Annotated in this window: 30 protein-coding genes; 5 read left to right on the top strand and 25 right to left on the bottom strand. The window is 63.9% G+C overall.

Annotated elements, in window-relative coordinates; genetic code table 11:
• Positions 1-118: 118 nt before the first annotated feature.
• Complete coding sequence (locus EH209_RS01930; protein ID WP_126661298.1) at positions 119-382, top strand: cytochrome C oxidase subunit IV family protein; 264 nt, start codon at positions 119-121, stop codon at positions 380-382.
• Positions 383-520: 138 nt separating this feature from the next.
• Here the strand turns inward: EH209_RS01930 and EH209_RS01925 are convergent, their stop codons facing one another.
• The 5 genes from EH209_RS01925 to EH209_RS01905 all read right to left on the bottom strand — a co-directional run bounded on the left by EH209_RS01925 (position 521) and on the right by EH209_RS01905 (position 5,677).
• Positions 521-880 (bottom strand): OB-fold domain-containing protein, encoded by a 360-nt coding sequence (locus EH209_RS01925; RefSeq protein ID WP_126661297.1) that lies wholly within the window; start codon positions 878-880, stop codon positions 521-523.
• Positions 877-2,046, bottom strand: coding sequence for a thiolase family protein (locus EH209_RS01920; protein ID WP_126661296.1), 1,170 nt, complete (start codon positions 2,044-2,046; stop codon positions 877-879). The genes EH209_RS01925 and EH209_RS01920 overlap by 4 nt, the downstream gene beginning before the upstream one ends.
• A gap of 175 nt (positions 2,047-2,221) precedes the next feature.
• Positions 2,222-2,539, bottom strand: coding sequence for a cation:proton antiporter domain-containing protein (locus EH209_RS01915; RefSeq protein ID WP_249038730.1), 318 nt, complete (start codon positions 2,537-2,539; stop codon positions 2,222-2,224).
• Between the two features lie 292 nt (positions 2,540-2,831).
• Complete coding sequence (locus EH209_RS01910; protein WP_126661295.1) at positions 2,832-4,184, bottom strand: APC family permease; 1,353 nt, start codon at positions 4,182-4,184, stop codon at positions 2,832-2,834.
• The gene (locus tag EH209_RS01905) at positions 4,181-5,677 is read right to left on the bottom strand and encodes an ABC transporter substrate-binding protein (protein WP_249038729.1); all 1,497 of its coding nucleotides are present in this window, start codon (positions 5,675-5,677) and stop codon (positions 4,181-4,183) included. Before EH209_RS01905 ends, EH209_RS01910 begins: the two co-directional genes overlap by 4 nt.
• Before the next feature lie 229 nt (positions 5,678-5,906).
• Here EH209_RS01905 and EH209_RS01900 point away from each other — a divergent pair, with 229 nt between their 5' ends.
• The 4 genes from EH209_RS01900 (at position 5,907) to EH209_RS01885 (ending at position 8,963) form a co-directional block, all read left to right on the top strand.
• Positions 5,907-6,482 (top strand): hypothetical protein, encoded by a 576-nt coding sequence (locus tag EH209_RS01900; protein WP_249038728.1) that lies wholly within the window; start codon positions 5,907-5,909, stop codon positions 6,480-6,482.
• A 360-nt stretch (positions 6,483-6,842) separates the two neighbouring features.
• Complete coding sequence (locus tag EH209_RS01895) at positions 6,843-7,430, top strand: hypothetical protein (protein WP_126661293.1); 588 nt, start codon at positions 6,843-6,845, stop codon at positions 7,428-7,430.
• Positions 7,427-8,044 (top strand): hypothetical protein, encoded by a 618-nt coding sequence (locus EH209_RS01890; RefSeq protein ID WP_126661292.1) that lies wholly within the window; start codon positions 7,427-7,429, stop codon positions 8,042-8,044. Before EH209_RS01895 ends, EH209_RS01890 begins: the two co-directional genes overlap by 4 nt.
• Before the next feature lie 109 nt (positions 8,045-8,153).
• Positions 8,154-8,963, top strand: coding sequence for a twin-arginine translocation signal domain-containing protein (locus EH209_RS01885; RefSeq protein ID WP_126661291.1), 810 nt, complete (start codon positions 8,154-8,156; stop codon positions 8,961-8,963).
• Between the two features lie 194 nt (positions 8,964-9,157).
• Here the strand turns inward: EH209_RS01885 and EH209_RS24370 are convergent, their stop codons facing one another.
• The 20 genes from EH209_RS24370 to EH209_RS01785 form a co-directional block, all read right to left on the bottom strand.
• Positions 9,158-10,240, bottom strand: coding sequence for a CNNM domain-containing protein (locus EH209_RS24370; protein ID WP_211338336.1), 1,083 nt, complete (start codon positions 10,238-10,240; stop codon positions 9,158-9,160).
• Between the two features lie 648 nt (positions 10,241-10,888).
• Positions 10,889-12,391 (bottom strand): preprotein translocase subunit SecY, encoded by a 1,503-nt coding sequence (gene secY / locus EH209_RS01875; protein ID WP_126661289.1) that lies wholly within the window; start codon positions 12,389-12,391, stop codon positions 10,889-10,891.
• A 3-nt stretch (positions 12,392-12,394) separates the two neighbouring features.
• A complete protein-coding gene (locus EH209_RS01870; RefSeq protein ID WP_126661288.1) occupies positions 12,395-12,898 on the bottom strand; it encodes an uL15m family ribosomal protein in 504 nt (167 codons plus the stop codon).
• 2 nt (positions 12,899-12,900) lie between these two features.
• A complete protein-coding gene (locus EH209_RS01865) occupies positions 12,901-13,368 on the bottom strand; it encodes a 50S ribosomal protein L30 (RefSeq protein WP_126661287.1) in 468 nt (155 codons plus the stop codon).
• Positions 13,368-14,024 carry a 30S ribosomal protein S5 gene (locus EH209_RS01860; RefSeq protein ID WP_126661286.1) on the bottom strand — a complete coding sequence of 219 codons (657 nt, stop codon included), beginning with the start codon at positions 14,022-14,024 and terminating at the stop codon, positions 13,368-13,370. Before EH209_RS01860 ends, EH209_RS01865 begins: the two co-directional genes overlap by 1 nt.
• Positions 14,021-14,569 carry a 50S ribosomal protein L18 gene (locus EH209_RS01855; protein ID WP_126661285.1) on the bottom strand — a complete coding sequence of 183 codons (549 nt, stop codon included), beginning with the start codon at positions 14,567-14,569 and terminating at the stop codon, positions 14,021-14,023. Before EH209_RS01855 ends, EH209_RS01860 begins: the two co-directional genes overlap by 4 nt.
• Positions 14,569-15,018, bottom strand: coding sequence for a 50S ribosomal protein L19e (locus tag EH209_RS01850; RefSeq protein WP_126661284.1), 450 nt, complete (start codon positions 15,016-15,018; stop codon positions 14,569-14,571). Before EH209_RS01850 ends, EH209_RS01855 begins: the two co-directional genes overlap by 1 nt.
• Complete coding sequence (locus tag EH209_RS01845) at positions 15,011-15,721, bottom strand: 50S ribosomal protein L32e (RefSeq protein ID WP_126661283.1); 711 nt, start codon at positions 15,719-15,721, stop codon at positions 15,011-15,013. Before EH209_RS01845 ends, EH209_RS01850 begins: the two co-directional genes overlap by 8 nt.
• 3 nt (positions 15,722-15,724) lie before the next feature.
• The gene (locus tag EH209_RS01840) at positions 15,725-16,258 is read right to left on the bottom strand and encodes a 50S ribosomal protein L6 (protein WP_126661282.1); all 534 of its coding nucleotides are present in this window, start codon (positions 16,256-16,258) and stop codon (positions 15,725-15,727) included.
• 2 nt (positions 16,259-16,260) lie between these two features.
• On the bottom strand, positions 16,261-16,653 hold the full coding sequence (locus EH209_RS01835; protein ID WP_126661281.1) for a 30S ribosomal protein S8: 393 nt from the start codon (positions 16,651-16,653) through the stop codon (positions 16,261-16,263).
• Position 16,654: 1 nt separating this feature from the next.
• A complete protein-coding gene (locus EH209_RS01830) occupies positions 16,655-16,849 on the bottom strand; it encodes a 30S ribosomal protein S14 (protein ID WP_008894881.1) in 195 nt (64 codons plus the stop codon).
• Positions 16,842-17,381, bottom strand: coding sequence for a 50S ribosomal protein L5 (locus tag EH209_RS01825; protein ID WP_126661280.1), 540 nt, complete (start codon positions 17,379-17,381; stop codon positions 16,842-16,844). The genes EH209_RS01830 and EH209_RS01825 overlap by 8 nt, the downstream gene beginning before the upstream one ends.
• Positions 17,378-18,079 carry a 30S ribosomal protein S4e gene (locus EH209_RS01820; RefSeq protein WP_126661279.1) on the bottom strand — a complete coding sequence of 234 codons (702 nt, stop codon included), beginning with the start codon at positions 18,077-18,079 and terminating at the stop codon, positions 17,378-17,380. Before EH209_RS01820 ends, EH209_RS01825 begins: the two co-directional genes overlap by 4 nt.
• The gene (gene rplX, locus EH209_RS01815; RefSeq protein WP_008894884.1) at positions 18,076-18,432 is read right to left on the bottom strand and encodes a 50S ribosomal protein L24; all 357 of its coding nucleotides are present in this window, start codon (positions 18,430-18,432) and stop codon (positions 18,076-18,078) included. The genes EH209_RS01820 and rplX overlap by 4 nt, the downstream gene beginning before the upstream one ends.
• A 2-nt stretch (positions 18,433-18,434) precedes the next feature.
• Positions 18,435-18,833, bottom strand: coding sequence for a 50S ribosomal protein L14 (locus EH209_RS01810; RefSeq protein ID WP_008894885.1), 399 nt, complete (start codon positions 18,831-18,833; stop codon positions 18,435-18,437).
• Complete coding sequence (locus tag EH209_RS01805; RefSeq protein ID WP_126661278.1) at positions 18,833-19,267, bottom strand: 30S ribosomal protein S17; 435 nt, start codon at positions 19,265-19,267, stop codon at positions 18,833-18,835. The genes EH209_RS01810 and EH209_RS01805 overlap by 1 nt, the downstream gene beginning before the upstream one ends.
• Positions 19,258-19,722: a ribonuclease P protein component 1 gene (locus EH209_RS01800; RefSeq protein ID WP_126661277.1), complete on the bottom strand. Its 465-nt coding sequence runs from the start codon at positions 19,720-19,722 to the stop codon at positions 19,258-19,260. Before EH209_RS01800 ends, EH209_RS01805 begins: the two co-directional genes overlap by 10 nt.
• A 7-nt stretch (positions 19,723-19,729) precedes the next feature.
• Positions 19,730-19,948 carry a 50S ribosomal protein L29 gene (gene rpmC, locus EH209_RS01795; protein WP_126661276.1) on the bottom strand — a complete coding sequence of 73 codons (219 nt, stop codon included), beginning with the start codon at positions 19,946-19,948 and terminating at the stop codon, positions 19,730-19,732.
• The gene (locus EH209_RS01790; RefSeq protein WP_126661275.1) at positions 19,948-20,904 is read right to left on the bottom strand and encodes a 30S ribosomal protein S3; all 957 of its coding nucleotides are present in this window, start codon (positions 20,902-20,904) and stop codon (positions 19,948-19,950) included. The genes rpmC and EH209_RS01790 overlap by 1 nt, the downstream gene beginning before the upstream one ends.
• Entirely contained in the window at positions 20,904-21,383 is a 480-nt protein-coding gene (locus EH209_RS01785) for a 50S ribosomal protein L22 (RefSeq protein ID WP_126661274.1), read from the bottom strand. The genes EH209_RS01790 and EH209_RS01785 overlap by 1 nt, the downstream gene beginning before the upstream one ends.
• Between the last annotated feature and the right edge of the window lie 3 nt (positions 21,384-21,386).

The raw sequence follows: 21,386 nt of genomic DNA, 5'->3' as shown, positions 1-21,386 counted from the left end.
ATCTACGTGTCGTTTCCCTCAAGCGCCAGCCGTGAGATCGCGCCGAAAAGGCACCGGGACTCGCCGACGTCGATCGTTTGAGGAAGGTATAAGTGGCCGTCATCCGCATTGTACACCAATGGCTGATATTCGGACGTACACCCTCATATACATCGCACTGGTGGCGCTGGCGACGGGGAAGTTCGTCTTCTTCCACCTCGAGGCGTTCAGCTACCAGATGGCGTTAATCGGAACGATCATCCTGGCGATCATCAAGGTCGGGTTGATCGCCGGCTACTTCCAGCACCTGAAGGAAGAGCCGCGGTCGATCAGCTACATGATGGCCACCGCCGTGTTCATGGTCTTCCTGCTGACCATCGCGGCGGGGTACTCCATCCAGTAATCGCTCGCCGTCATCGACGACGGCCCTGAATTCCGGTACCGTCCGCTATCAGTGTTTCATTCTGTTCGGCTCGAGTTTCATCCAGCTCCGTCTGACTCGAGCCATGCGCGTTCTCTAACTCCTCAAGGACCGGCGCTCTCAGAGCGGTTGGAACCGGTAGCCGTCCCAGTCCTGGCTCTCGGGCTCGCGGATGCCGGCGCCGGGCTCGCGAAGTTCCTCGACGTAGACGGGTTCGACTTCGTCGCCGGTTTTGATCTCGTCCGTGGTCACCTGTCCGAGCGCGCGGACCGACTCACCCTCCACGTCGAACTCGACGATAGCGAGCGTGTTCGGTTCGCGAACGCCGGGCGGGGTCGCCGTGCTGGTCGTCCAGGTGACGACTTCGCCGGTGTACTCGCTGAGATCAATCGTTCCGACGGGTTCGGCACCGCCGCGACTGCGCGGGTGACCGGGGTAGCTGATCGAGCCGTCCTCGTACTCGTAGGCGTCCATGCTCATCGTGCTGCCTCCATGATGGTGGTGATAACGCAGTTGCCGAAGCCGCCGACGTTACAGCAGAGGCCGACGTCCGCGTCGACCTGTCGCGGGCCCGCTTCGTCCATCAGTTGTTCGTAGATTTCGACCGCCTGTGCGACCCCACTAGCACCCAGCGGATGCCCTTTCGACTTGAGGCCGCCGGAGGTGTTGATTGGCAGTTCGCCCGTGTCGCGCTCGGTGTAGCCGTCCTCGACGAGTTCCCACGCTTCGCCCTGCTCGGCGAAGCCCAGCCCCTCCATCTGGAGGAATTCGAGGATGGTGAACATATCGTGGAGTTCGGCGACGTCGATGTCGTCGGGGCCGTAGCCGCTCATCTCGTAGGCGCCCTCGCCGCTCTCGACGACGCCGCCCATCACGGTCGGATCCTCTCGTTCGTGGACGACGTGCGTGTCCGTGGCGCCGTCGATACCCGAAATGACGACGTAGTCGTCCGTGTACTCTCGAGCGGTCTCCTCGGAACAGAGCAGGAGGGCGGCCGAGCCGTCTGTAACTGGACAGAAGTCGTACAGCCGCAGCGGATCCGCGATTACCGGCGACTCGAGGATGGTGTCGACGGCGACTTCCTTTTGGAACTGGGCGTTCGGATTGTCGACGCCGTTTTTGTGGTTTTTGGCGGCGACCGTCGCCAGACTCTCGCGAGACGCGTCGAACCGCTCGAGGTAGTGGCGGGCGGTGAGGCCGGCGAAGGAGGGGAGGGTGACGCCGTGTTTGTACTCGGCGGGGTGGGTGACCGAGGCGATGATGTCGGTCGATTCGCCGGTCGTTCGGTGGGTCATTTTCTCGCCGCCGACGAGCAGCGTCAGGTCGCTGGCGCCGCTGGCGATCGACTGCCAGGCGGCGTAGATTCCCGCGCCGCCGCTGGAACTCGTCTGGTCGACGCGCTCGGTGTACGCTGGCATCGCGCCGAGGTCGTGTGCGAGAGCGTTCATCACGCCCGTCATCCCCTCGAACTCGCCGCTGGCCATGTTCGAGACGTACAGGTGGTCGACGTCGCTGGCCTCGGCACCCGCGTCCGCGAGGCACTCCAGCCCGGCCTCCGCGAGGAGCTCGAGGATCCACTCCTCCTCGCGTTGCCCGAACTTCGTCATCGATGCGCCGATGATTGCTACATCTTGCGCTGTTGTCATCCCGTGGTCCGAGTAAGACGAAGTTCGGGGTAAAAATACGGCCCTTGCGACAGCAGGTGAGACGCCTCGGCAGCTATTTACTTCCGTTTCGAAACCGCCCGATTACTGCTGACAAGAGGTCTCGAAAGAGAGGAACTCCTGATAGGTGGGTGTTGATACGAAGATAATACTTCTATCACACCGATCGATGAGGACCGACGTCGCCAACGGCCGTTTCACAGGCAACGTGTAGGACTTCGCGAAGACGGACCGTACTCGAGCGTAGATGGCCGGTGCCGATCGTCCCCGTCAGCACCGGGTCTGTGGGCGTGACGATCGCTCCGATGAGCAGCGCGATCCAGAGCGGGACGTCCAGCAGCGCGTAGGCGAGGCCGCCGCTGACGAGCCACATGGCGACGAGTCCGGGAACGAGCACCGCCGCCATCGCGACGTTGTTCGTCCGGAAGTACCGCTTCGGGATCCGCAGCGCAGCGGCCATGACGGCCAGCCCCATCGTGAGGCGGGCGAACTGCTCGAGGACGACGATCGGTTCTCCAAGAGCCCGGCGACAAGGCGCAGAAGCAACGTCAGTCCGCCGAGCGCGACGAGAGCGATGTTCAGTTCTTGCATCTGTCCGGCGTTCGACCCGGTGTCTTCCGAACGCTCGAGTACGTCTGCCGGTCCGACGAGAGAACCGATAGGGGTTCGGCCTACGTTCTCACTGCGACGAGCGGGTGAGGACGCGGCTCCGACGGATGCGTCATCGGCAGCGTCCGCGAGCGTTCGATGACGCCGGCCGAGAGCGATCAGATTCGCTTTTCGACGGCTCGAACGCCTTCCGAGAGCTCCTGACGCTTGAAGTACATCGCCTCGACCGAGAAAACGAGCACGGCGATGACGACGACCAGCCAGAAGACCGCGGGGAGCTGTGAGTAGAGGTACCACGTCAGCATGACGAAGAACGCGGCCGAGCCGATCGCGCCGATCAGCGGCGGAATTGGGTTGACGTCCACGTCGTCGGAATCGCGCACCGTCAGCGCGAGCGCGCTCATCGACCCGAAGACGACGATAAACGCCAGCGAGGCGAACTCCACGACGGCCTCGAGGCTGCCGAGCGCGGTGAACGCAGCCGTCAGGGCGCCGATGACGAGCACGGCCCGTTTCGGCGCAGCGTCGGCGTCCGGATCGCCCATCTCGTGGGGGAGGATGTCGTCGCTGATGAGGTTCTTCGCGAACAGCGCTTCGCTGAACAGCGTCGAGTTGATCGCGCTGGCCGTCGAGACGAGTCCAGCGATGCCGACCGCCAGTGCGAGCCACTTCGAGATGAGCAGGGCGCCGTAGAGCAACGCCGGTTCGGGCTGGGCGGCGATCACCTCCTCGGGCAACAGCGTCGTGATGACGAAGCCGACGAGGATGTAGATCGCCGCCGCGATCGGGATCGAGATGAACACGCCCTTCGCGAGGGTCTCGTCGGGATCGTCGAACTGGTCCTGATCGTAGAACAGGAGCTGCCAACCCTCGAACGACACGAACCCGACGGACGCCGCGAGAACCGGGTTGAACCCGAGCTGCGAGAGCCCGAGTCGCAACTGGAAGTTCGCCGCGCCGTACCAGAGTCCGATGAGGCCGAAGACGGCGATGATCCCCGCCTGCACGAACACGAGCAACCGCTCGACCGACGCCGACGAGCCCGCACCGAGGAGGTTCAGTCCGACGAAGACGGCGACGATACCGATCGAGAGGAACTGTCGGATGGGGAGTCCGAAGACGTACTCGACACCGATCATCATCTGCGCGTACATCCCGAACGCGTAGGCGTACATCGCCATCGTCCCGATGTAGCCGACGACGAGCGTCCAGCCGACGACGCCGGCCACTGTCGATCTGCCCGACAGCTCCTCGATATAGGAGACAGAGCCGCCGCTGCTCTCGGTCGCGTCGTTGAGCTTGATGTACGAGTACGCACAGCAGAAGACGACGACGGTCGCCAGACTGTAGGCGAACCACGTCAGAATCCCCGCGGCGGCCACGACGATACCGATCGCCGCGTAGATGCCGCCGCCGACGATGCCGCCGACGCCCAGCGCGACAGCCGTTCCGACGCCGAATCCGCTTCCGTCGTCACCGCCGTTATCGCCGCCGCCGTTGTCGTCGCTCACGAGCCATCACCTCCGTCGATCGTCACGACTCCCTGCTCCCCCGCGAGCCGCGGATTGACTTTCGAGATCGGATGGACGCGGAAGTTCTCGACGCCCGCGTCCACGGCGAAACTGTTCTCGAACGAGCAGATCGGCAGGCAGACCCGGTCCTCGAGCAGTTTCGTGACTGCCGCCTCGTAGAGCTCTCGTCGCCGTTCGCGATCGTCCGTCCGTCGAGCCGACTCGAGTCGGTTCATGACCGCGTCCTCGCGATAGAACGTCCCGTTCGTCACGCCCGTCATGTTCTCGTGAAACGTCGGGTAGAGGTGCGAGTCCGGATCGGGGGTACCGCTGATCTCGCCGACGAACACCGAGTAATCGCGCTGGGAACCGGAGACGTACCGTTCGACGAACTTCGTTTCGGGCTTCGAGATGACGAGGGCGCCGTGATCGGCGTCCCGAAGTCCGCCGGCGAGCGCCTCGCCTAACTCCTTGTGTTTGGGATCCATCGACGTGAGTATGCGAAGCTGGCCGCTTGCCGCGTCGGCCTCGCGGAACAGGTTCTTGGCCCGCTCCACGTTTTTCTCGTTGGCGAGGTCCGTCCACTCGTCGGTCGGCATGTCCCACTCCTCGGCCACCTGCGGCGGCAGCGGGCCGTACTGGCGCTGTCCCATCGGCTCGATGAACTCGGAGACCGCCTTCTCGAGGTCGATGCAGTAGCTGATCGCCTCGCGGACTCGCGGGTCGGTCGTGGGCCCCTCGTTCAGATTGAACCCGTAGTAAAACGACGTGTACCCCTGCTGGCGCTTCACCGACGCGTTCGCGACGTCGCCGACGTGATCGACGATCAGCGGCGAGACCGGCTCGATCATATCGTTGCGATTCGTCCGAAGGCTGGTCAGCTGGGTCATCGGGAACTCGACGTACGCCAGCGTGAGGCGCTCGATCGCCGGTCGGGTCTCGCCCCAGTAGTCGTCCCAGCGGATCAACGTGGCCTTCTTCTCCGCGCTGAACGAGGCGACCTCGTACGGACCGGCGCCGATTGGGTTCGCGGCGAACGCCTCCCTGTCGTCCTCGCGCTCCTGCCGGGGCACGATCGGATGCGTGAGCGCGTGCTCGAGCGCCGGATACGGCTCCGAGAGCGTGAACCGGACGGTGCGTTCGTCCTCGGCCTCGACCGATTCGAACGGGCTCACCCGCCACGCCGTCGGCGCGTCCTCCTCGAGCGGCGCGGTGTACGAATAGACGACGTCCTCGGCGATCACGTCCCGGTCGTTCTGGAACCGAGCGCCGTCGTCGAGTTCGACGACGAATTCGCGCCCGTCGTTTTCGGTCGTCGGCTCGCCGTCTGCGATCGCGGGGACGACGTCGGTCCCCTCGCCGTACGCGTAGAGGCCCTCGAAGACGCGCTCGACGGCTTGTTCCGAGCCGATCGATTCAGCCGTGATCGGATCGAGCATGATCGGCGGTCGGAGGGTGCCGATCCGGAGCGTCGGAGCGGGTCCCGTCCCCACCGTCGTCGAACACCCGGCCAACAGAGTCGCGCTCGCGCCACCGATACCGGCGAGCAGGTCGCGTCGCGTCGGCCGCCTCTGGACGTCCCCCGTGTTCTCTGCGTTCGCTCCCCCATGAGAATCGGTTCCGGTCGAGATATTGTCGCGTCCGAGAGTTCGTCGTCGCATTAGGAACCGATTGTAACTGTCGTGGCGGAGGATTGTGGATAGGGCACCTGCTCTTGATGGGGTGTCAGCGACCGTTACTGACGGCGACGACCGGCAGTGGACCTACCGTCTCGCGTCGCGTCGTTCGAGTCGAATGGTCAACGCCTTCTGGCTCGACCGCGACCTCGAGCGGACCGCGCGGTGGCTCGTCGACAGACACGTCTCCAGCAGCGTCTTCGAGTGTTCGATGGTGCTGACGACTGCGGTCCAGCAGAACGGGTATCCGGAGTCCGAGGCACTCTACTTCTCTCACCCGGACAATCCGCTGACTCGGTGGGCCGCCCGATCGCTCGCCAACTGGGAGTACCTGTACGACTACACCGAACTCGCCCACGAGGAGTGGCGTTACCGCTGGGATCACGAGCCGACGGAGCGCCACGGCTGCTGGGCGACCGTCCGTTCGCTCGACGGGGATCTCGTTCGGAACCTCGAGTGGCCGACGGAGGGGCTTGCGGATCCCCCGCAGTTGACCGGGGAGTGGACGGCCGACGACTACGTCGACGCGTACCGCTACTACTACGCCAACGAAAAGCGACACCTGTTCGGTTGGGCGAAGGACCGGTCGACGACGCTGATGCGGGCGCTGATACGGACGTAGACACGGGTACCGATGCAAACACAAACACGGGTTCCGGAGCGGGAACGGGAGCGGACGCGACCGACGGCGCGGATCCGAACTGACGAGCGACGATCGTCCGTCGCGAGCCGTCCCTCCGTGCGACCGCCGAGTAGAGACGGAGCCACCGACCGTGCGGCGCTCGAGTTCCGCGCCGGCGCCGGCAGATAGCGCCGAGTTATGGATCGTTGAGGTCCTGTGTCGATACCGAGAATTAGGTGCGGGAATACGGACAACGGACCTGGATCATCGCTCTGGGTTTCATCGACTCCGGATCTCGAGGCGGTCAGAGAGCTACAAATCTGCTACGCATTTTAGTGGCTCGAACCGTGTTAGTACTCTGTGACGCTTGCGGAACTCATCCGCGACGAGCGAACCAACGCCATCATCGGCTGGTTGCTAGTGACTATCGTGGCGCTGGGCGGCCTCGAGGACATATACGCGGGCGTTCTACTCTGGGGCGGGTTCGAATTACTCATCGTCGCCGCGGTCGCAGCGCCGGCGCTAACGACCGGCGACTGGACGGCACTGGTCTCTTGGCCGCTCCTAGCAGTCGTTGCGTTCGCTGCCGTCGCCGGTGCAGTTGTATTTCCGTTCGAAACCTCGGTGTATATCACCGTCGCAGCGCTCGCACTCATCGTCGTCGTCGAGCTCGAAGCGTTTACGGCGGTCAAACTAAGCCGTCGGTTTTCCGTCGGTTTCGCGGTGTTGACGACGATAGCACTCCAGGCGCTTTGGACCGTCGCGCAGTTCTACTCGGATCGATGGCTCGGAACCGCGTACCTGCGCTCGCAGGCCGAACTGCAGCGGGATTTCGTCGTCGTTACCGTCGTCGGACTCGCGCTCGGTGGGATCTTTCAGTGGTACGTCAGACGATTCCAGCCGGCGGGGGCCGTCGATCGGGCCGCAAACGGAGCAGAATCACTATGACGCTCAGCGACGCAGTGGGACTGACAGATACCCAAGAGCGCCGTATTGTTCGGGGGCTGCAGCTCGCACTCGTTGCGCTCCTCGGTTACGGGGCGGTGACGATTCAGTTCGCGATTACCGGAACAGCGGGGTTAGCCCTCGGGATAACGCTTCTCCCGGCGTGGTTGCGTCGGGAGTACGGATACTCGATGGACGCCGGACTCGTCCTCTGGATTACCGCCGCCGTCATTCTCCACACCATAGGATCGCTCTGGCTGTACGAAACGTACCAGTGGTACGACGAGATCGCCCACACGGTCTCGGCATCGGTTATCGCCGGCCTGGGATACGCCGCCTTCCGTGCGTTCGAACTCCATTCCGACGAGATGAACGTCCCGTCGACGTTTCGATCCGTGTTCATCGTCGTTTTCGTCCTCGCGATCGGCGTCATCTGGGAGGTACTGGAGTTCGCCCTCGGCGGTACGGTTGTCACCGTCTTCGGCATCGACGACATCGTCACCGACTTCGTGTTCAACGCGGTCGGAGCAATGATCGTCGCGGTTTGGGGAACCGACTACGTCGACGAACTCGTCGGATTCTTCCGGCAACGACTTCGGTCCAAATCCGAGAACTAGATTTCCTGAAACCCGTGATAACGACCGATAGATGCATGCAAAAGCTGGCCCGTGGACTATCGGCAAGCGGCCTAAAAGGCCGAGCGTCCTCGATGGATGTTGATTTACCATGAACGATCACCGCGGCCGGAAATCACGACGTTGGTTCGTAAAGGCGGGTTCGGTCGCCTCGGCTGCACTCGGACTCGGTGCGATCGGAACCGCCGGAGGGCAGGAGTCCTCGTCGTCGAACGACGGCAGCGGCCAATTTCGAGAAGCGATCACGACCGGCGAGATGTACTTCTCAGGCGAAGTCTTCCGGGTCGTTTCACCGCCACTGCAGGATGCTCCCGTCGTCGACAACCCGGACGTCCTCCGGAATCACAGCGTGCGCGTCATTCAACACTTCAACACGAACAGAGAGGGGTATCTCTTCGTGCCCCGAGACGTGCAAATCGAGGAGGGAGCGAAGTACGTATTCGATGACCGGTTATTAACACCACCCGAAAACGAGTTAGGGATTACTGATCTCGTCCGCGTCCGGTACCGACCGCTCACCGAAGCGGATCTCCCCTTCGAACTCGAGATCAACGAGGACTTCGAAATTCTGGATGACGACGGCGGCGAGGCTGCTGTCCGCCCCGAGAACTTCTTCTCGAGCGCGCCGTTCAGAATCACGTCGGGACCGCAGGGCTGGGTCCCACAGGATATCGAGCAAAGCGGTCTGTTTACGGATTACGAGACCGTCCACGCTGAGTACTTCGGCACGAACGATCGGTTCCTCTTTTTCCCGCAGGAAGGTTCGGAAACGGAACAGGGCGAACTGTACGTACTGAGGGACGAATCGGAACTCTTCGATCCAGCCGGCAACCTCGTGGCTGCCGAGTTCGATGCCGTCGACGAGGAGTCGCTTCGGATCGACGATAGTTCTCTCCGATAGTTGCCCCCAAGTAATTCGATATCGCGTGTCTACCATCACCACGCTCGGCGACGACGCGCCGGCGGTCCTCGAGTCGGCACCGATCCCCGCGGTCGAGAAGCCGTCCGGTGACCTCCCGGGGCTCGACGGGAAGAATCGGCGGAACGTAGAGCAGCGTCTCGAAGCGCTCGGCTATCGGGAGGCGACCGTCGGCGCTACGCCTCTGCCCCTGCCTCTGTGTCCGCTCGCACGTCCATCGGATCCCGGAGTTCGCCCATGATCTCCTCGACGGCGTCCGTGACGGTGAGCAGTCCGACGACGCCGTCGTCGTCCGTGACCAGCGCCAGTTCGTCGTTGGCCGCCTGGAACCGGTCGATCGCGTCGCTGACCGACGTGTCGGGGTCGATCTCCAGGGGCTTCGACGCGATCGACTCGATGTCGACGTCGCTGTCGTCGTCGACCAGGTCCTCGCCGCGGTGGGGCAGCATCGGCACGTAAACGTTGCCGCGGTAGTCCGACAGGTCGTCACCGACGAGCGGGTATCGGGTGTGGGGCGACTCCTCGATGCGTCGGAGGTTCTCCTCGGGCTCGACCGCCGTCGACAGGGCGACGACGTCATCCGACGGGACTGCGACCTCTTCGACCGATTCCGTTCCGATCTCGAGGGCGTTCAGCACCTCCTCGCGTCGCTCGTCCGGGAGGTCCCCTTCCTCCAGGACCGATGCGAGTTCGGTTCGCAGTTCGGCCCGCGACTCGATCGTGTCGACCTCGGTCTCGAGCCACGCGCCGCTCATCTCGACGCCGAACAGCCCGAGCGTCCACTTGGCCACGCCGTCGCCGATGCGGATGATCGGCGAGATAAGCCACGCGAACCAGTACAGGGGCGTCGCACAGTATCGACAGACGGTCTTCGATCGCTCGACGCCGAGATATGTCGGCGTCTGCTCGCCGTGGGTCAGGTGGACGAGATTGATGATGACGAATGCGAGGATCCCGCCGGCACCGACCGACGCGAGCCGGGAGTCCGCGAGGAAGGGCTCGAACAGGGCCGCGAGCGCCGGTTCGGCCACGATACCGACGGCGATGCTCGAGGCCGTGATTCCCACCTGACAGCTCGTGAGGTAGATCTCGAGATCGTCGGTCATTTCCCAGGCCCGCTGGAGCCCGGGTTCGTCGAACTCCTCGGCGGAGTACTGTCGCGCCCGGGTCAGGCCGAACTCGATGGCGACGAAGAAGGCGTTGGCGAGGATGAACGCGAGTCCAGCCGCGAGACGGGCGACGATCATGACGGGGTTCATCGTGTCCCGTTCACCTGGTACGGCGCCCAGACGTCTCAGGTCTGGGCCGGCGAGCGTCGGCAAGAGGGCGTCGCGCTTGGTGAACGCGAGCGCGCTCATCGCGCCGAAGACGACGATGAACGAAAGCGAGGCGAACGCGGTGATCGCCGAGAGGCTTCCGTAGGCGGTGAACGCCGCCGTCACGACCCCGAGAATCAGCAGAGTGCGTTCGGGAACGCCGCTCTCGCTCGAGTCGCCCGCCCGATCGGGCAGCAGGTCGTCGGACAGCATTCCCTTGGCGAAGTAGCCCGTCGAGAACAGCGTCGCGTTGATCGCGCTCCCCGTCGAGAACAGCGCCGACAGCGAGATGACGATCGCCGCCGCGCTCGCGAGCCCGACCGCCCCGCCGATCGCCGAGGCGGCCTCGACCAGCGCGGTATGGGGACTGTTTCGAACGGCTTGGGGCGCGAGATTGTACGTCACCACCGCCACGAGCATGTAGATCGACACCGCCACCGGGACCGAGACGTAGATCGCCTTCGGGATCGTCTCGAGCGGGTCGGCGATGCTCTCCTGATCGTAGAACAGCAGCTGCCACCCCTGGAAGGCGACGAACGAAACAGATTGCTCTCGAGAGTCGAAAATAACGGAGAAGGCCGCAGGTATTTCTCAGTCGCCGCCGCCGAACATCTCGCGCATCATCGGGTGCATCTCCATCATCTGCTCTTCAGCGATTTCCTCGTAGAGCTTGTAGGTGATGGAGACGGCCAGCAGCAGGCCGGTCCCGGTGACACCGCCGATGGTACCGAGCATGTTCGCCCAGACGGCCAGCAGGCCGACCAGCGCGCCGCCGATAACAGTCACTTGCGGGATGTACCGCTCCATGACCTTCTCGATGACGCCGATGTTCTGTCGGAAGCCCGGGATCTGCATCCCGGAGTTTTGGATCTGCTTCGCCGTGGCCTCGGGGCCCATGTCGGTCGTCTCGACCCAGAAGATGGCGAACACTGCGCCGCCGACGACCATGAACACCACGTCGATGGACATCCGGATCAGTACCTGCCACGCCTCCTGGCCGACGTCAGCCGTAAACCACATCCAGTCGCGCGGCGAGTAGATCGGCGCGACATAGTAGAAGAACCCGCCGTCGGGCTGGCCGTTGGAGTACGTGCCGAGCCACGCGAGTTCCTGGCCGAACAGCTGGATCGGCCCTTCGCCGTTGGCGCCACCCTGCATGGCGAGGATCTGGCCGATGAACTGCAGGTTCGCCTGCAGCGCGCGAACGAGGATCATCGGCAGGACGCTCGCGTAGATGAGCTTCACGGGGAAGCGACCACGAGCGCCCTTCACGCGGGCGTGACTGAGCGGGATCTCGACCCGCACGGACTCCGCGTAGACGACGATCCCGAAGATTAGCAGCGTCGTCAGCAAGGCGATGAGCTGTCCGCCCTGGTCGGTGACCAGCAGCGTCATCAACCCGTCGCTGGAGACCAGCGAGCCGACCTGAATTTCGCCAGTGAAGATCTGGTACCAGTTGTAGAAGAACCCGCCCTGGGCCGGTCGCAGGAACCCGGTGACGAGACTCTGGCTCACGCTGGCGATGATGAACAGGCCGATCCCGCTCCCGACGCCCCATTTGCTGACGACTTCGTCCATGTACAGCAGGAGAATCCCGCCGATGAAGATCTGGGCGAAGATCAGCGCCTGGACCTGCGTCTGGTTGAATTCGAGACCGCCGAGACTCAGCGATTGCATGGCCGGAAGGAAGTCGCCGGCGAACACCATCGGGAGTGCGGTCAGCACCGTCATTATGACGACGAGCAGCTTCTGCAGCCCCTGGTAGAGCACCTGATCCCGTGGGTCGTCCGTGTCGAGACCGAGTAGGTTTGCTCCACCGAGCAACTGCAAGACGATGCTCGCGGTGACTATCGGTCCAATACCGACATGCAGGATCGATCCCTGCTCGCCGGCCAGAACCGAACGGAACTGACCGAAGAGGTCGGTAGCTCCTCCGCTTCGAACCCCGAGCAACGCGATGTTCGTCAGGAAGAAGTACAGTACGAGGATGCCAGCTGACCATGTCAGCTTGCGCTTGAAGGGAACGTGTCCCTCCGGACGGCGCACTGTAGGCATCCGCGTCAAGACCGGTTCGGCGGCTTCCTTCCATCCCATATTTTATTCCTCGTCCTGTTCGGCGTCGGCTTCTGCTTCGGATTCGTCCGCAGCGTCAGCCTCCTGACCTCGTTCCGAGAGCACCGCCTCGCCGCCGGCGGCCTCGAGTTTCTCCTCGGCTGCGTCCGAGAAGGCGTCCGCCGTCACCTCGAGGGCGTTGCGGACCTGTCCCGAACCGAGGACTTTCACCTTGTCGACCTCGTGGCCGTCCTCAACGACGTCACGGGCGTCGATCGCGTAGCCGTCGTCGGTCTCCTCGGCTTGCCCCTCGGCGACGTAGAGGATCGCGTCCTCGTCGAGCTTCTGGACGTCGATCTCCGCGACCTCTTCGCGGATGTCGTGGGGACGCTTGAAGCCGTGTTTCCCCTTCGGTTCGTAGTTGTGGAATTCGTGTTTGCTGCGTCCGGCACGGCCGCGGCCACCGCGGTGGCCCGCACCGCGTCGGTTCTTGTGGGAACCGCCGCTGTGGGTGCGCGATCCGCGTTGGCGTCGTTTTTTACTCGTCATGGTTATCGCATCGATTCTAGCAGGTCGTTAATCTGCCCCGTTGTATGCTTTCCGAGTTGACCGCCCTCAGCCGTCGGTTTTTTGATGCCCTCGTGGCCCCCACGCGGGGGGTGGAGTCGCAGCGTCGGCGACAGTCCCTGCTCGCGCAGCGTCGTCTCCTCGGCGAGCAGCGCCTCGGCGAGCGCACCGAAGTCGTCGTAGTCGGCGTTCTCGGCCAGCCACTCCTCGTCGACGTCGGACTGCTTGCCCTCGAGGGGCTCGGCGCGCTTTTCGAGCACGGTCTCGAGCACCTCGGTGTCGGGTTCGCCGTGGGCGACGTAGTCGTTGACCTTGTGGACCATCCCCGTGTAGGTGTCGGTCTCGGGGACGAGCGCACAGTGGTTGACGCTGTGGATGTTGAGCATCTGCAGCGTGTCTTCGACGTCTTCGTGGCGGTTCACCTCACCGCGTACCTGCACAACAGCCTTCATTACTCACTCACCTCGGCTTCCTCTCGGTTCGGTCGCCGTCGCGGGTGACGCGACTGGGACGCGTTCTCGAGCGCGTTGAACGTCGCTTTCGCGAGGTTGACCGTCGTTCGAGTGTTGCCGTGGCTCTTGGTCCAGGCGTTCTCGATGCCGGCCAGCTCGAGGACGTGTCGAACCGTGTCGCTGGCGGCCAGCCCCAGCCCTTCGGGGGCGGGGATGACCTCGACTTCGACGGAGCCGGCCTTGCCGGTCGTCCGTCGGGTCAGCGAGTGTGGTCGGTCCGAACGGTCCTCCCACGACCCGGAGCCGCGGGGAACCTTGATCATGTTCAGCTTCGCGATACCGATCGCCTTCTGAATGGCGGAGCCGACCTGATCGTCTCGGCCTTCCGCGTAGCCGACGTAGCCGTCGCGGTTGCCCACGACGACGACACATCGGAACTTCACGCGGCGTCCGGAGTCGGTCATGCGCTGGACCATGTTGATGTCCAGCACTTCGTCGTCCAGTCCCGGGAGGAGCTGGTCGACGATCTCGGGCTCCTTCAGCGGGAGGCCCGACTCGAGGGCGGCGTCCATCGTGTCGATGTCGCCCTCCTGGACCATCCGGCCGAGACGGGTGACCGGCTGCCATCCGTCGTCGTTGTAGTCGTTTGCGCTCATTCGAGGATCGCCTCTCGTACCTCGTCGAAGTGTTCTGGTAGATCCGTTGCGTCGAAGTCACCGCCGTAAAGCGGCTCGTCTCGCTGCTCGGCGTACTCGGCGATGTGTTCGCCGCGGGTACGCGACCAGTCTGCGAGCACGCTGTCGTTGTGCGGGATCTCGAGGCCGGCGTCGATGGCCCCCTCCTGCACCGCGAACACCTTGTTGCCGGGCGTCGCGGTGTTGAGACCGATGTCGAGTACCGCTTCCTCGACGCCGGCCTCGACGGCTCGCTGGCCGGCCAGCAGGCCGGTCAGGTATGCCGCGGAAATGTTACTCGTGGGGGCTTCCCAGCCGTACTCCTCGAGATCGCTCGAGTGTGCGCTCGCGAGCGTCTCGTCGCCCTGTGGTCCGGGGGTTATCAGCTGCGCCGTAGTGTGCTTGTTGCTCTTGCGAGCGACGAGGCGCGGTTTGCCCGATTTCAGCAGGCGCAACCTCTGATGGTAGTCCGTCCGGACCTCACGGCGACGCCGCATCGGAACTTTGTATCGTGGTCCTGTCGCCATTATTGGTCACCGTAGTTGTCGTCGATGTAGTTCATCAGGTACCGGACGCTACGGAACTCTCCGCCGCCAGCCTTCTTGTAGAGCTCGCGGTATTGCGTGGGCGTGATTTCGCCCTTGTCGCGGAGGTCACGCAGCTTCCGTCGCTGTGCGCGAATCTTGTCCTGCCACTCTTCTTTCTCGTTCTGGCGGGCGCCCTTCTTGCCGCGGCGCTTGCCCGGGCCCTTGCGGTGGCCGTAGGCGCGCTTCTTGTTGCGCTCTCGAGCGCGGCCGCGGGAGTTGCCCTTCGCGTCGTCGGCCTGAATGCGACCCTCGTCGACGAGTTCGCGGATCTCGTCGCGAGTGATCGCTTCGGCGATATCGCTCTGGGCTTCGGGGTCGAGCCAGACGCGGTTCTCTCCGACGTCCAGGACGTCGGCTGCGAGTCGCTTCTGTGCGGAGAGATCAGTCATTGGATTCCACCTCGACTTCCTCGTAGGTCGGGTTCAGGACGCGAACGCCCTGCTCCTCGGCCTGTTCTTCGATCCGTTCGCGCTTGCGCGCGCCGACAGAAGAGGCGATCCGAACCGCTTCGGTGTCGCCGTCGACGCCCTCGAGGTCGTCCGTGTTCTCGACGTAGACTTCCTCGAAGCCGCTGGGGTGTTTGCCCCGAACGGACTTCGGCGTGCGGTAGCCGGCCTGGACCTTCGGGCCCTTGCCCTTGATGCCGCGGCGTTGCTTGGACAGCGTGCCGCGGGGTCGGCGCCAGGATTCGGGCGTCCGCTTTTTCTTGTGGTAGTCCTGTCGGTTAAACTGCGGCTTGCCCTCGCTCTTGCGGCGGTTGAGCAGCCGCTGTTCTTCCTCGGAGAGATCGGGCGTCTTCTCGGTCAGCCCGCGGGGCTGAAGCTCCGTTTCGACGTCCTCCTCCGGCTCTTCTTCCTCGGCGCCCTCGTCTTCGATCTCGGCCTCAGTCTCCTCGGTGACCTCGAGGTCACCGACGTCGGCCTTGATACGCGCGGCGAGTGCGTTCCCGATGCCCTCGGCCTCGGCCAGGTCGTCCTGGTCGGCCTCTTTGACGTCCTCGATGGACTCGAAACCGGCATCGCGCAGCGCGTCGGCCTTGCTCGCGCCGACGCCGCTGATGTCCTCGAGTTCCTGTGGTTCTTCGTCTGCCATCTATCAGGCACCTCCGGTCGCGGGCTTCTCGGTGATGTAGACCCCGTCCTGGAAGACGCGGGTGTCCTTGCCGCTGACGCGCGTCAGCTGCTCGATGTCCGCCGCCGTCTGGCCGACGTCCTCCTTGTTCGGACCGGAGAGCGTCAGCGCCTCGTCGTCGACGGAGACGTCGGTGTCACCGTGGATAGTCGTTCGTCGCGCTGCCTTTTCGCCGAGGAAGTTCTCGATGACGACCTCGTCGTCCTCCACGCGGACCTGCATCGGGAAGTGAGAGTAGAAGACTTCCATCTTGTACTCCCAGCCCTCGGTCACGCCGTGGAAGGCGTTGGTGAGGTGGCTCTCGAAGGTACCGACGGTCGCGTTGGTCTTCGCGTCCTCGGACTCGCTTTCGATTACCACGGTGTCGCCTTCGACGTCGACGCTCACGTCGGGGTACCAGAGGCGTCGCGTGACGCTCCCCTCCGGTCCCTCGACGGTTACGTCGAGGTGGTCGATCTCGACGGTTACGTTGTCAGGGGTTTCCAGTTCAACTCGCATTGTTAGTAGACGTATGCGATCACCTGGCCGCCGATTCCCTGCTCACGCGCCTCGTAGTGGCTCATGATGCCACTGCTCGTCGTAACGACGAGCGCACCGAAGTCTCGAGCGGGGAGATAGCGCTTCTCCCACTTCTCGAAGTCCTCGGCACCGACGCTGTAGCGGGGCTTGACGGGGCCACACTCGTTGATCGCTCCTTTCAGTTCGATCTCGAACTGACCGGCTTTGCCGTCGTCGACGTACTCGAAGCCGTCGATGTACCCGCGGTCGTAGAAGACCTCGAGCACGCTGCCGATCTCGTTCGAGGCGGGCGTTACCTCGTGGGTGAGATGTCCCACGCTCTCGGCGTTGTCGAGCCCCGAGAGCGCGTTACTGAGTGGATCGTTTCCAGTCATGTTATCGATACTTCTTGAATCCCATGTCGCGAGCGATCTCACGGAAGCACTGCCGACAGAGGTTGATGTCGTACTTGCCGACTAACCCCTGCTTACGGCCACAGCGCTGGCAGGCCTCTTCCTGCCCGGTGCGTTTTGCGGCGTGCTCGCCCGTGCGCTCGTTTTCTACGTCGCTTTCGGTTTCGCTTTCACTCATCGTCTGCCTCCTCGACGGTCACGTCGAAGTTCGCCTCGAGGAACGCGATTGCGTCCTCGGGGGTCAGTCGGTGTCGCGACGGAATCGAGCGGGTGGCTTTGTCGCGCTTGGAGACGCGGTAGCCCGGGCGCACCATGTTGACGGTGACGTCCAGCCCGTAGATCCCGACGTTCGGGTCGTACTCCTGGCTCGGGAACTCGGTGTGTTCCTCGACGCCGAAGCTGAAGTTGCCCGTGTCGTCGAACTGTTTGGCCGAGATGTTCGACAGCGGCAGTGCCGTCTCGAGGAAGTCGTAGGCGTCGTCGTCGCGAAGGGTAACCTTCGTGCCGATCGGGTCGCCCTGGCGAATGCCGAAGTCGGGTTCGGTCCGTTTCGCCTGGGTCCGGACGCTCTCCTGACTCGTGACCTCTTCGATGATGTCCTCGGCCTTGCCGAGTTCGCGACCACCCTGACCGACGCCCATGTGGACGACGACCTTCTCGACGCGCGGTTCGCGCATCTCGTGGAAGTCACCGGCGTCAGCTTCGCTCATTCGTCATCACCTGTGAAGTTCTCGTCGATCACGACGATGTACTCCTGAATCGTCTCGAACCCGTCGTCGTCCGTGGAGACGCCGACGGTGTTCGGACCGCTGCCAGGCGTGATGTCGATCGCGTCGATCTCGCCGATCTTGCCGCCGTGGTTGCCACGGACGGCCGTCACGAGCGCGCCCTCCTCGAACGGGAAGTGGGCGACGATCGATTTGTCGTCGTTGTCGACGACGATCGAGTCGGTCGTGTCGTACTCGCTGCCGTCCTCGACGAGGACGTTCGTGCCGTCGTGGAGGGTCAGCTGCGTGTCCCCGCCGGGGACCTGCTGCTTGCCCTCGATCTTGCCGAGGCGGCTGCCGGCGGCGTCCTCGTCAATTTCGGTCAGCGCGAGCCGACCGCCTTCGTCGGGGAAGACGCGGAAGTACTCCTCTCGACCGGGGAACGCGACGATGTCGAAGATGCCGATCGGTCGCTTCTCGTCGTTGATCGGCACCCCGTTGACGAGGATCGCGTCCTCGCTCAGGGCGTATCGCGCTTCCTTCTTCGAGTCGACGTAGCCGAGGACGTCCCGCAGCAGGACGACGAGGGGGACACCCTCTTCGCCGTGCGGACCGGCGCCGGCCTTGACCGTGAACGTCTCGGTCTTGCGTTCGACCGGCCAGGACTTCGGTACGGACAGTCGTTTCTGGTGTTTCGTCATTCGCTATCACCTTCGAGGCGTGCCTCGCGACGCTCGTCCTCGAGGTCGAGCTCCGTGATACGGACGTTCGACGGGTCGAGCGGTCGCGGCACCTCTTCGCCGTCGGCCGTCTCGACCGTCACGTCTTCGACGTGAATCGTTCCGTCCTCGAGGATCGCGCGCAGAACCTCGCCTTCGTCGCCGGCGTGGTCGCCGCGCATGACCTCGACCGTGTCGCCCGCATTGACGCGGGTTCGACGGGTGTCGTACTCCTCTCGGAGCTCGTCGGACAGCGTCGCGTGAAGCTGCTTCTGTCGCTTGTGCAGCGGTGCACGCTCCGTCTGATTTCGCTGTTTGGATGGTTGTTCGCTCATATCTATACGATCATCGTCGCGGTAGAGGCGATTGCTCCGAAGCGCTCTGCGACTTCGCGGGCGATCGGCCCCTTGATCTCCGTCCCGCGGGGCTCCTCGTTCTCGTCGATGATGACGGCCGCGTTGTCCTCGAACTTGAGGCGGGTGCCGTCGGGCCGGCGGATCGACTTCCGCTGGCGGACGATAACTGCCTCGAGGACCTGGCGGCGCATCTCGGGGGTACCCTTCGTGACCGAGACGGTCACCTTGTCACCGAGTCCCGCCTTCGGCTGGCGGTTCTTGGTGCCGTGGTAGCCCGAGACGCTGATGACCTTCAGTTCGCGCGCGCCAGTGTTGTCGGCACACGTGATCAGGGATCCCTTCTTGAGTCCCTGAGTGACGTCGGCTTTCATCGCCTCCATCACTGATCACCCTCGTCTTCGCCCGCGAAGTCCTCGGTCGACAGCTCCGGCTCAGGTTCGGCCTGGCCGGTGAGGTCGGCGACGTCCTCCGCGGTCGCTTCTTGGGTTACTTCGACGACCACGTGCGATTTGGTCTTCGACAGTGGTCGGGTCTCTGCGATCTTGACCGTGTCACCGACCGAGAGCGGCTCGAGCACGCCCGGCACGTGAGCCGGGATGCGCGAGCGTCGCTTCATGTAGCGGTCGTACTTCGGAACCGCTACGTCGTACTCTCGTTCGACGACTACGGTCTTGTCCATGTCCGTCGAGACGACGGTTCCCTCGAGGATCTGCCCTCGAACGGGAAGTTCGCCGTAGAACGGACACTTCTCGTAGTCGTATTCCTCCGGGTTCTCTGGTTCCGGAGGGGTTTCAACGTCTAGTCCTATTGCCATGGTGAGTCACCATTCGTTTCCGTGCGTCGGGCGGGTCGTGAGAGCAGCCGCGATCCATCGACCGTAACGTAGGCCACGCCCTCGCCGGCAGCGTGGCGGCGATCCCGCGAGGGATCGTCACCACGACAGCTGGCAGCATCGCCGCCAGCTCGGTCCACCGGTGCGGATTGCTCCGTCCCAGCGGGTTGAGTGTCGGCCAGTTTGGACGCGGTCCCCGACCCCTTCTCGAGGTCGGCGGCGTCATCTGTGATCGCGAACTCGAACGTCGAGCCCGATTTCAGTACCATCACCACCCGAGACTCGCCGTTCTCACGAACCTCTACGGAGAGGGTGTTGGTCGTCTCGATGACGACTCGCCCCTCGAGGCCCTCCCGGGAGGCGTCGTCGCTCTCGACGACGCGAACGGGAAGTCCGTTGAGCTCGTGTCGCGGCAGCGTCTCGGGTGTCAGTGGCATCTGTGTGTTATTCGTCGTCTTCGTCCAGGTCGCCTTCCTCGCGCTGGATCGTCTTGATCCGCGCGATGGTGCGGCCGAGCTCGCCGATGCGACCCGGGTTCTCCGGGGCGCCACCGGCGGCGAGGACGGACTTCTGGTTCAGCAGTTCGGTCTCGAGTTCCTCGAGCTCCTCCTGCCGTTCGGCGGGCGTCATGTCGCGGATCTCGTCGACGTGGAGGATCGCCATCAGGCGTCACCTCCCTCGTCTTCGTCCGCGTCGGCATCAGCGTCGGCTTCCTCGTCCATCTCGGCGACGAGTTCTTCAGCCTCGGCTTCGACGTCTTCCTCGAGTTCGTCCAGATCCTCCTCGATCGGGGACTCGTCGGGGATTTCGACGTCTTCCTCGTCCTCGCCGGCGACCTCCTCCTCGATGACTTCCTCGACGGACTCCTCGTCGATCTCGGATTCGGTCTCGACGGCGTCGTCGGCCGAGGCCTCGTCGCCTTCGGCGCTGGCTTCGGCTTCCTCGGGTTCGCCCTCGAGGAGTTCCTCGACGCCCTCGGCCTCGTTGGCCTCGACGGCATCGGGGACGAGTTCCTCGGGGTCCATCTCTTCGTGGATCTCGAAGTCGTCGGGGAGTTCGGCTCCCGGCGGGATGATCTTGACGTCGACACCGATGGTGCCGAGTTTCATCACCGCGACGCCCTGGCCGTGGTCGACGACCTCTTCGGCGGGCTCACCGTTGTGCTTGATGTAGCCGCGGTTAAACTTCTCGACACGCGATCGGGCGCCGGTGACCTTCCCGGAGAGGACGATCTCGGCGCCGAGCGCGCCGGCTTCCATGATCCGGTCGATCGTCGTGTGACCGGCCTTGCGGAAGTACCAGCCGCGCTCGAGCGCGTTGGCCAGTCGGTCCGCGACGATCCGCGCGTTGAGGTCGGGTTCCTCGACCTCCTGGACGTCGATCTGGGGGTCCTCGAGGTTGAACTTCTCCTCGAGGGCCGTCGTGACCTTCCGGATGTTCTCGCCGCCCTTGCCGATGACCATCCCGGGCTTCTCGGCCTTGAGGACGATCTGGGTTCCCATCGGCGTCTTGGCGACGTCCATGCCACCGTAGCCTGCGCGGCCGAGCTCTTCCTGGAAGAACTCATCGATCTGAGACCGCTGCAGGCCGTTTTCGATGAACTGTTGTTCGTCAGCCATTAACTATCACCTTCTTCGTCCTCTGGTTGCTCGCTGACCACGATCTCGACGTCGACCTCCGGCGTGTTCCACGAGGACGCCCGCCCCATCGCGCGGGGCTTGCGGCCGACGGACTCGCCGACCTTGTGGGCGGCGACGTGGACGATCTCCATCGAGGCGCCGTCGAATCCCTGGTGGTCGGCGTTGGCCTCGACGTTCTCGAGCAGGTCGAGGAACTCCCCCGAGACCTTCTCGGGGTACTTGCCGGCGTCCCAGCCGTCGATGTCCGATCGGTGACCGGCACCGGCGTTGTGGGACTTGAACGGAACCGACTGCTCTTCGTCGATGACGCTTTGGAGATACTCCTGGGCCTCCTCGACGGTGCGACCCTTGATCGCGCGAGCGACCTCCTTGCTGTGCTTGTTGCTCATGTGACGCTCCCGGAGCATCGCTTTCGCGGTCTTGTCCGGGTCCGCGTCGACTGAGTAGTTGATTCCCATACG

This window comes from Haloterrigena salifodinae (genome assembly GCF_003977755.1).
Lineage (GTDB): Archaea > Halobacteriota > Halobacteria > Halobacteriales > Natrialbaceae > Haloterrigena > Haloterrigena salifodinae.
This window is presented reverse-complemented; position numbering and strand designations above follow the sequence as displayed.

Bases quoted from the DNA above. Each gene is read 5' to 3' on its own strand.
- EH209_RS01930 (WP_126661298.1), top strand. From the start codon at position 119: ATGGCTGATATTCGGACGTACACCCTCATATACATCGCACTGGTGGCG.
- EH209_RS01925 (WP_126661297.1), bottom strand. From the start codon at position 880: ATGAGCATGGACGCCTACGAGTACGAGGACGGCTCGATCAGCTACCCC.
- EH209_RS01920 (WP_126661296.1), bottom strand. From the start codon at position 2,046: ATGACAACAGCGCAAGATGTAGCAATCATCGGCGCATCGATGACGAAG.
- EH209_RS01915 (WP_249038730.1), bottom strand. From the start codon at position 2,539: ATGGGGCTGGCCGTCATGGCCGCTGCGCTGCGGATCCCGAAGCGGTAC.
- EH209_RS01890 (WP_126661292.1), top strand. From the start codon at position 7,427: ATGACGCTCAGCGACGCAGTGGGACTGACAGATACCCAAGAGCGCCGT.
- EH209_RS01885 (WP_126661291.1), top strand. From the start codon at position 8,154: ATGAACGATCACCGCGGCCGGAAATCACGACGTTGGTTCGTAAAGGCG.
- EH209_RS24370 (WP_211338336.1), bottom strand. From the start codon at position 10,240: ATGAACCCCGTCATGATCGTCGCCCGTCTCGCGGCTGGACTCGCGTTC.
- secY (WP_126661289.1), bottom strand. From the start codon at position 12,391: ATGGGATGGAAGGAAGCCGCCGAACCGGTCTTGACGCGGATGCCTACA.
- EH209_RS01870 (WP_126661288.1), bottom strand. From the start codon at position 12,898: ATGACGAGTAAAAAACGACGCCAACGCGGATCGCGCACCCACAGCGGC.
- EH209_RS01865 (WP_126661287.1), bottom strand. From the start codon at position 13,368: ATGAAGGCTGTTGTGCAGGTACGCGGTGAGGTGAACCGCCACGAAGAC.
- EH209_RS01860 (WP_126661286.1), bottom strand. From the start codon at position 14,024: ATGAGCGCAAACGACTACAACGACGACGGATGGCAGCCGGTCACCCGT.
- EH209_RS01855 (WP_126661285.1), bottom strand. From the start codon at position 14,569: ATGGCGACAGGACCACGATACAAAGTTCCGATGCGGCGTCGCCGTGAG.
- EH209_RS01850 (WP_126661284.1), bottom strand. From the start codon at position 15,018: ATGACTGATCTCTCCGCACAGAAGCGACTCGCAGCCGACGTCCTGGAC.
- EH209_RS01845 (WP_126661283.1), bottom strand. From the start codon at position 15,721: ATGGCAGACGAAGAACCACAGGAACTCGAGGACATCAGCGGCGTCGGC.
- EH209_RS01840 (WP_126661282.1), bottom strand. From the start codon at position 16,258: ATGCGAGTTGAACTGGAAACCCCTGACAACGTAACCGTCGAGATCGAC.
- EH209_RS01835 (WP_126661281.1), bottom strand. From the start codon at position 16,653: ATGACTGGAAACGATCCACTCAGTAACGCGCTCTCGGGGCTCGACAAC.
- EH209_RS01830 (WP_008894881.1), bottom strand. From the start codon at position 16,849: ATGAGTGAAAGCGAAACCGAAAGCGACGTAGAAAACGAGCGCACGGGC.
- EH209_RS01825 (WP_126661280.1), bottom strand. From the start codon at position 17,381: ATGAGCGAAGCTGACGCCGGTGACTTCCACGAGATGCGCGAACCGCGC.
- EH209_RS01820 (WP_126661279.1), bottom strand. From the start codon at position 18,079: ATGACGAAACACCAGAAACGACTGTCCGTACCGAAGTCCTGGCCGGTC.
- rplX (WP_008894884.1), bottom strand. From the start codon at position 18,432: ATGAGCGAACAACCATCCAAACAGCGAAATCAGACGGAGCGTGCACCG.
- EH209_RS01810 (WP_008894885.1), bottom strand. From the start codon at position 18,833: ATGGAGGCGATGAAAGCCGACGTCACTCAGGGACTCAAGAAGGGATCC.
- EH209_RS01805 (WP_126661278.1), bottom strand. From the start codon at position 19,267: ATGGCAATAGGACTAGACGTTGAAACCCCTCCGGAACCAGAGAACCCG.
- EH209_RS01800 (WP_126661277.1), bottom strand. From the start codon at position 19,722: ATGCCACTGACACCCGAGACGCTGCCGCGACACGAGCTCAACGGACTT.
- rpmC (WP_126661276.1), bottom strand. From the start codon at position 19,948: ATGGCGATCCTCCACGTCGACGAGATCCGCGACATGACGCCCGCCGAA.
- EH209_RS01790 (WP_126661275.1), bottom strand. From the start codon at position 20,904: ATGGCTGACGAACAACAGTTCATCGAAAACGGCCTGCAGCGGTCTCAG.
- EH209_RS01785 (WP_126661274.1), bottom strand. From the start codon at position 21,383: ATGGGAATCAACTACTCAGTCGACGCGGACCCGGACAAGACCGCGAAA.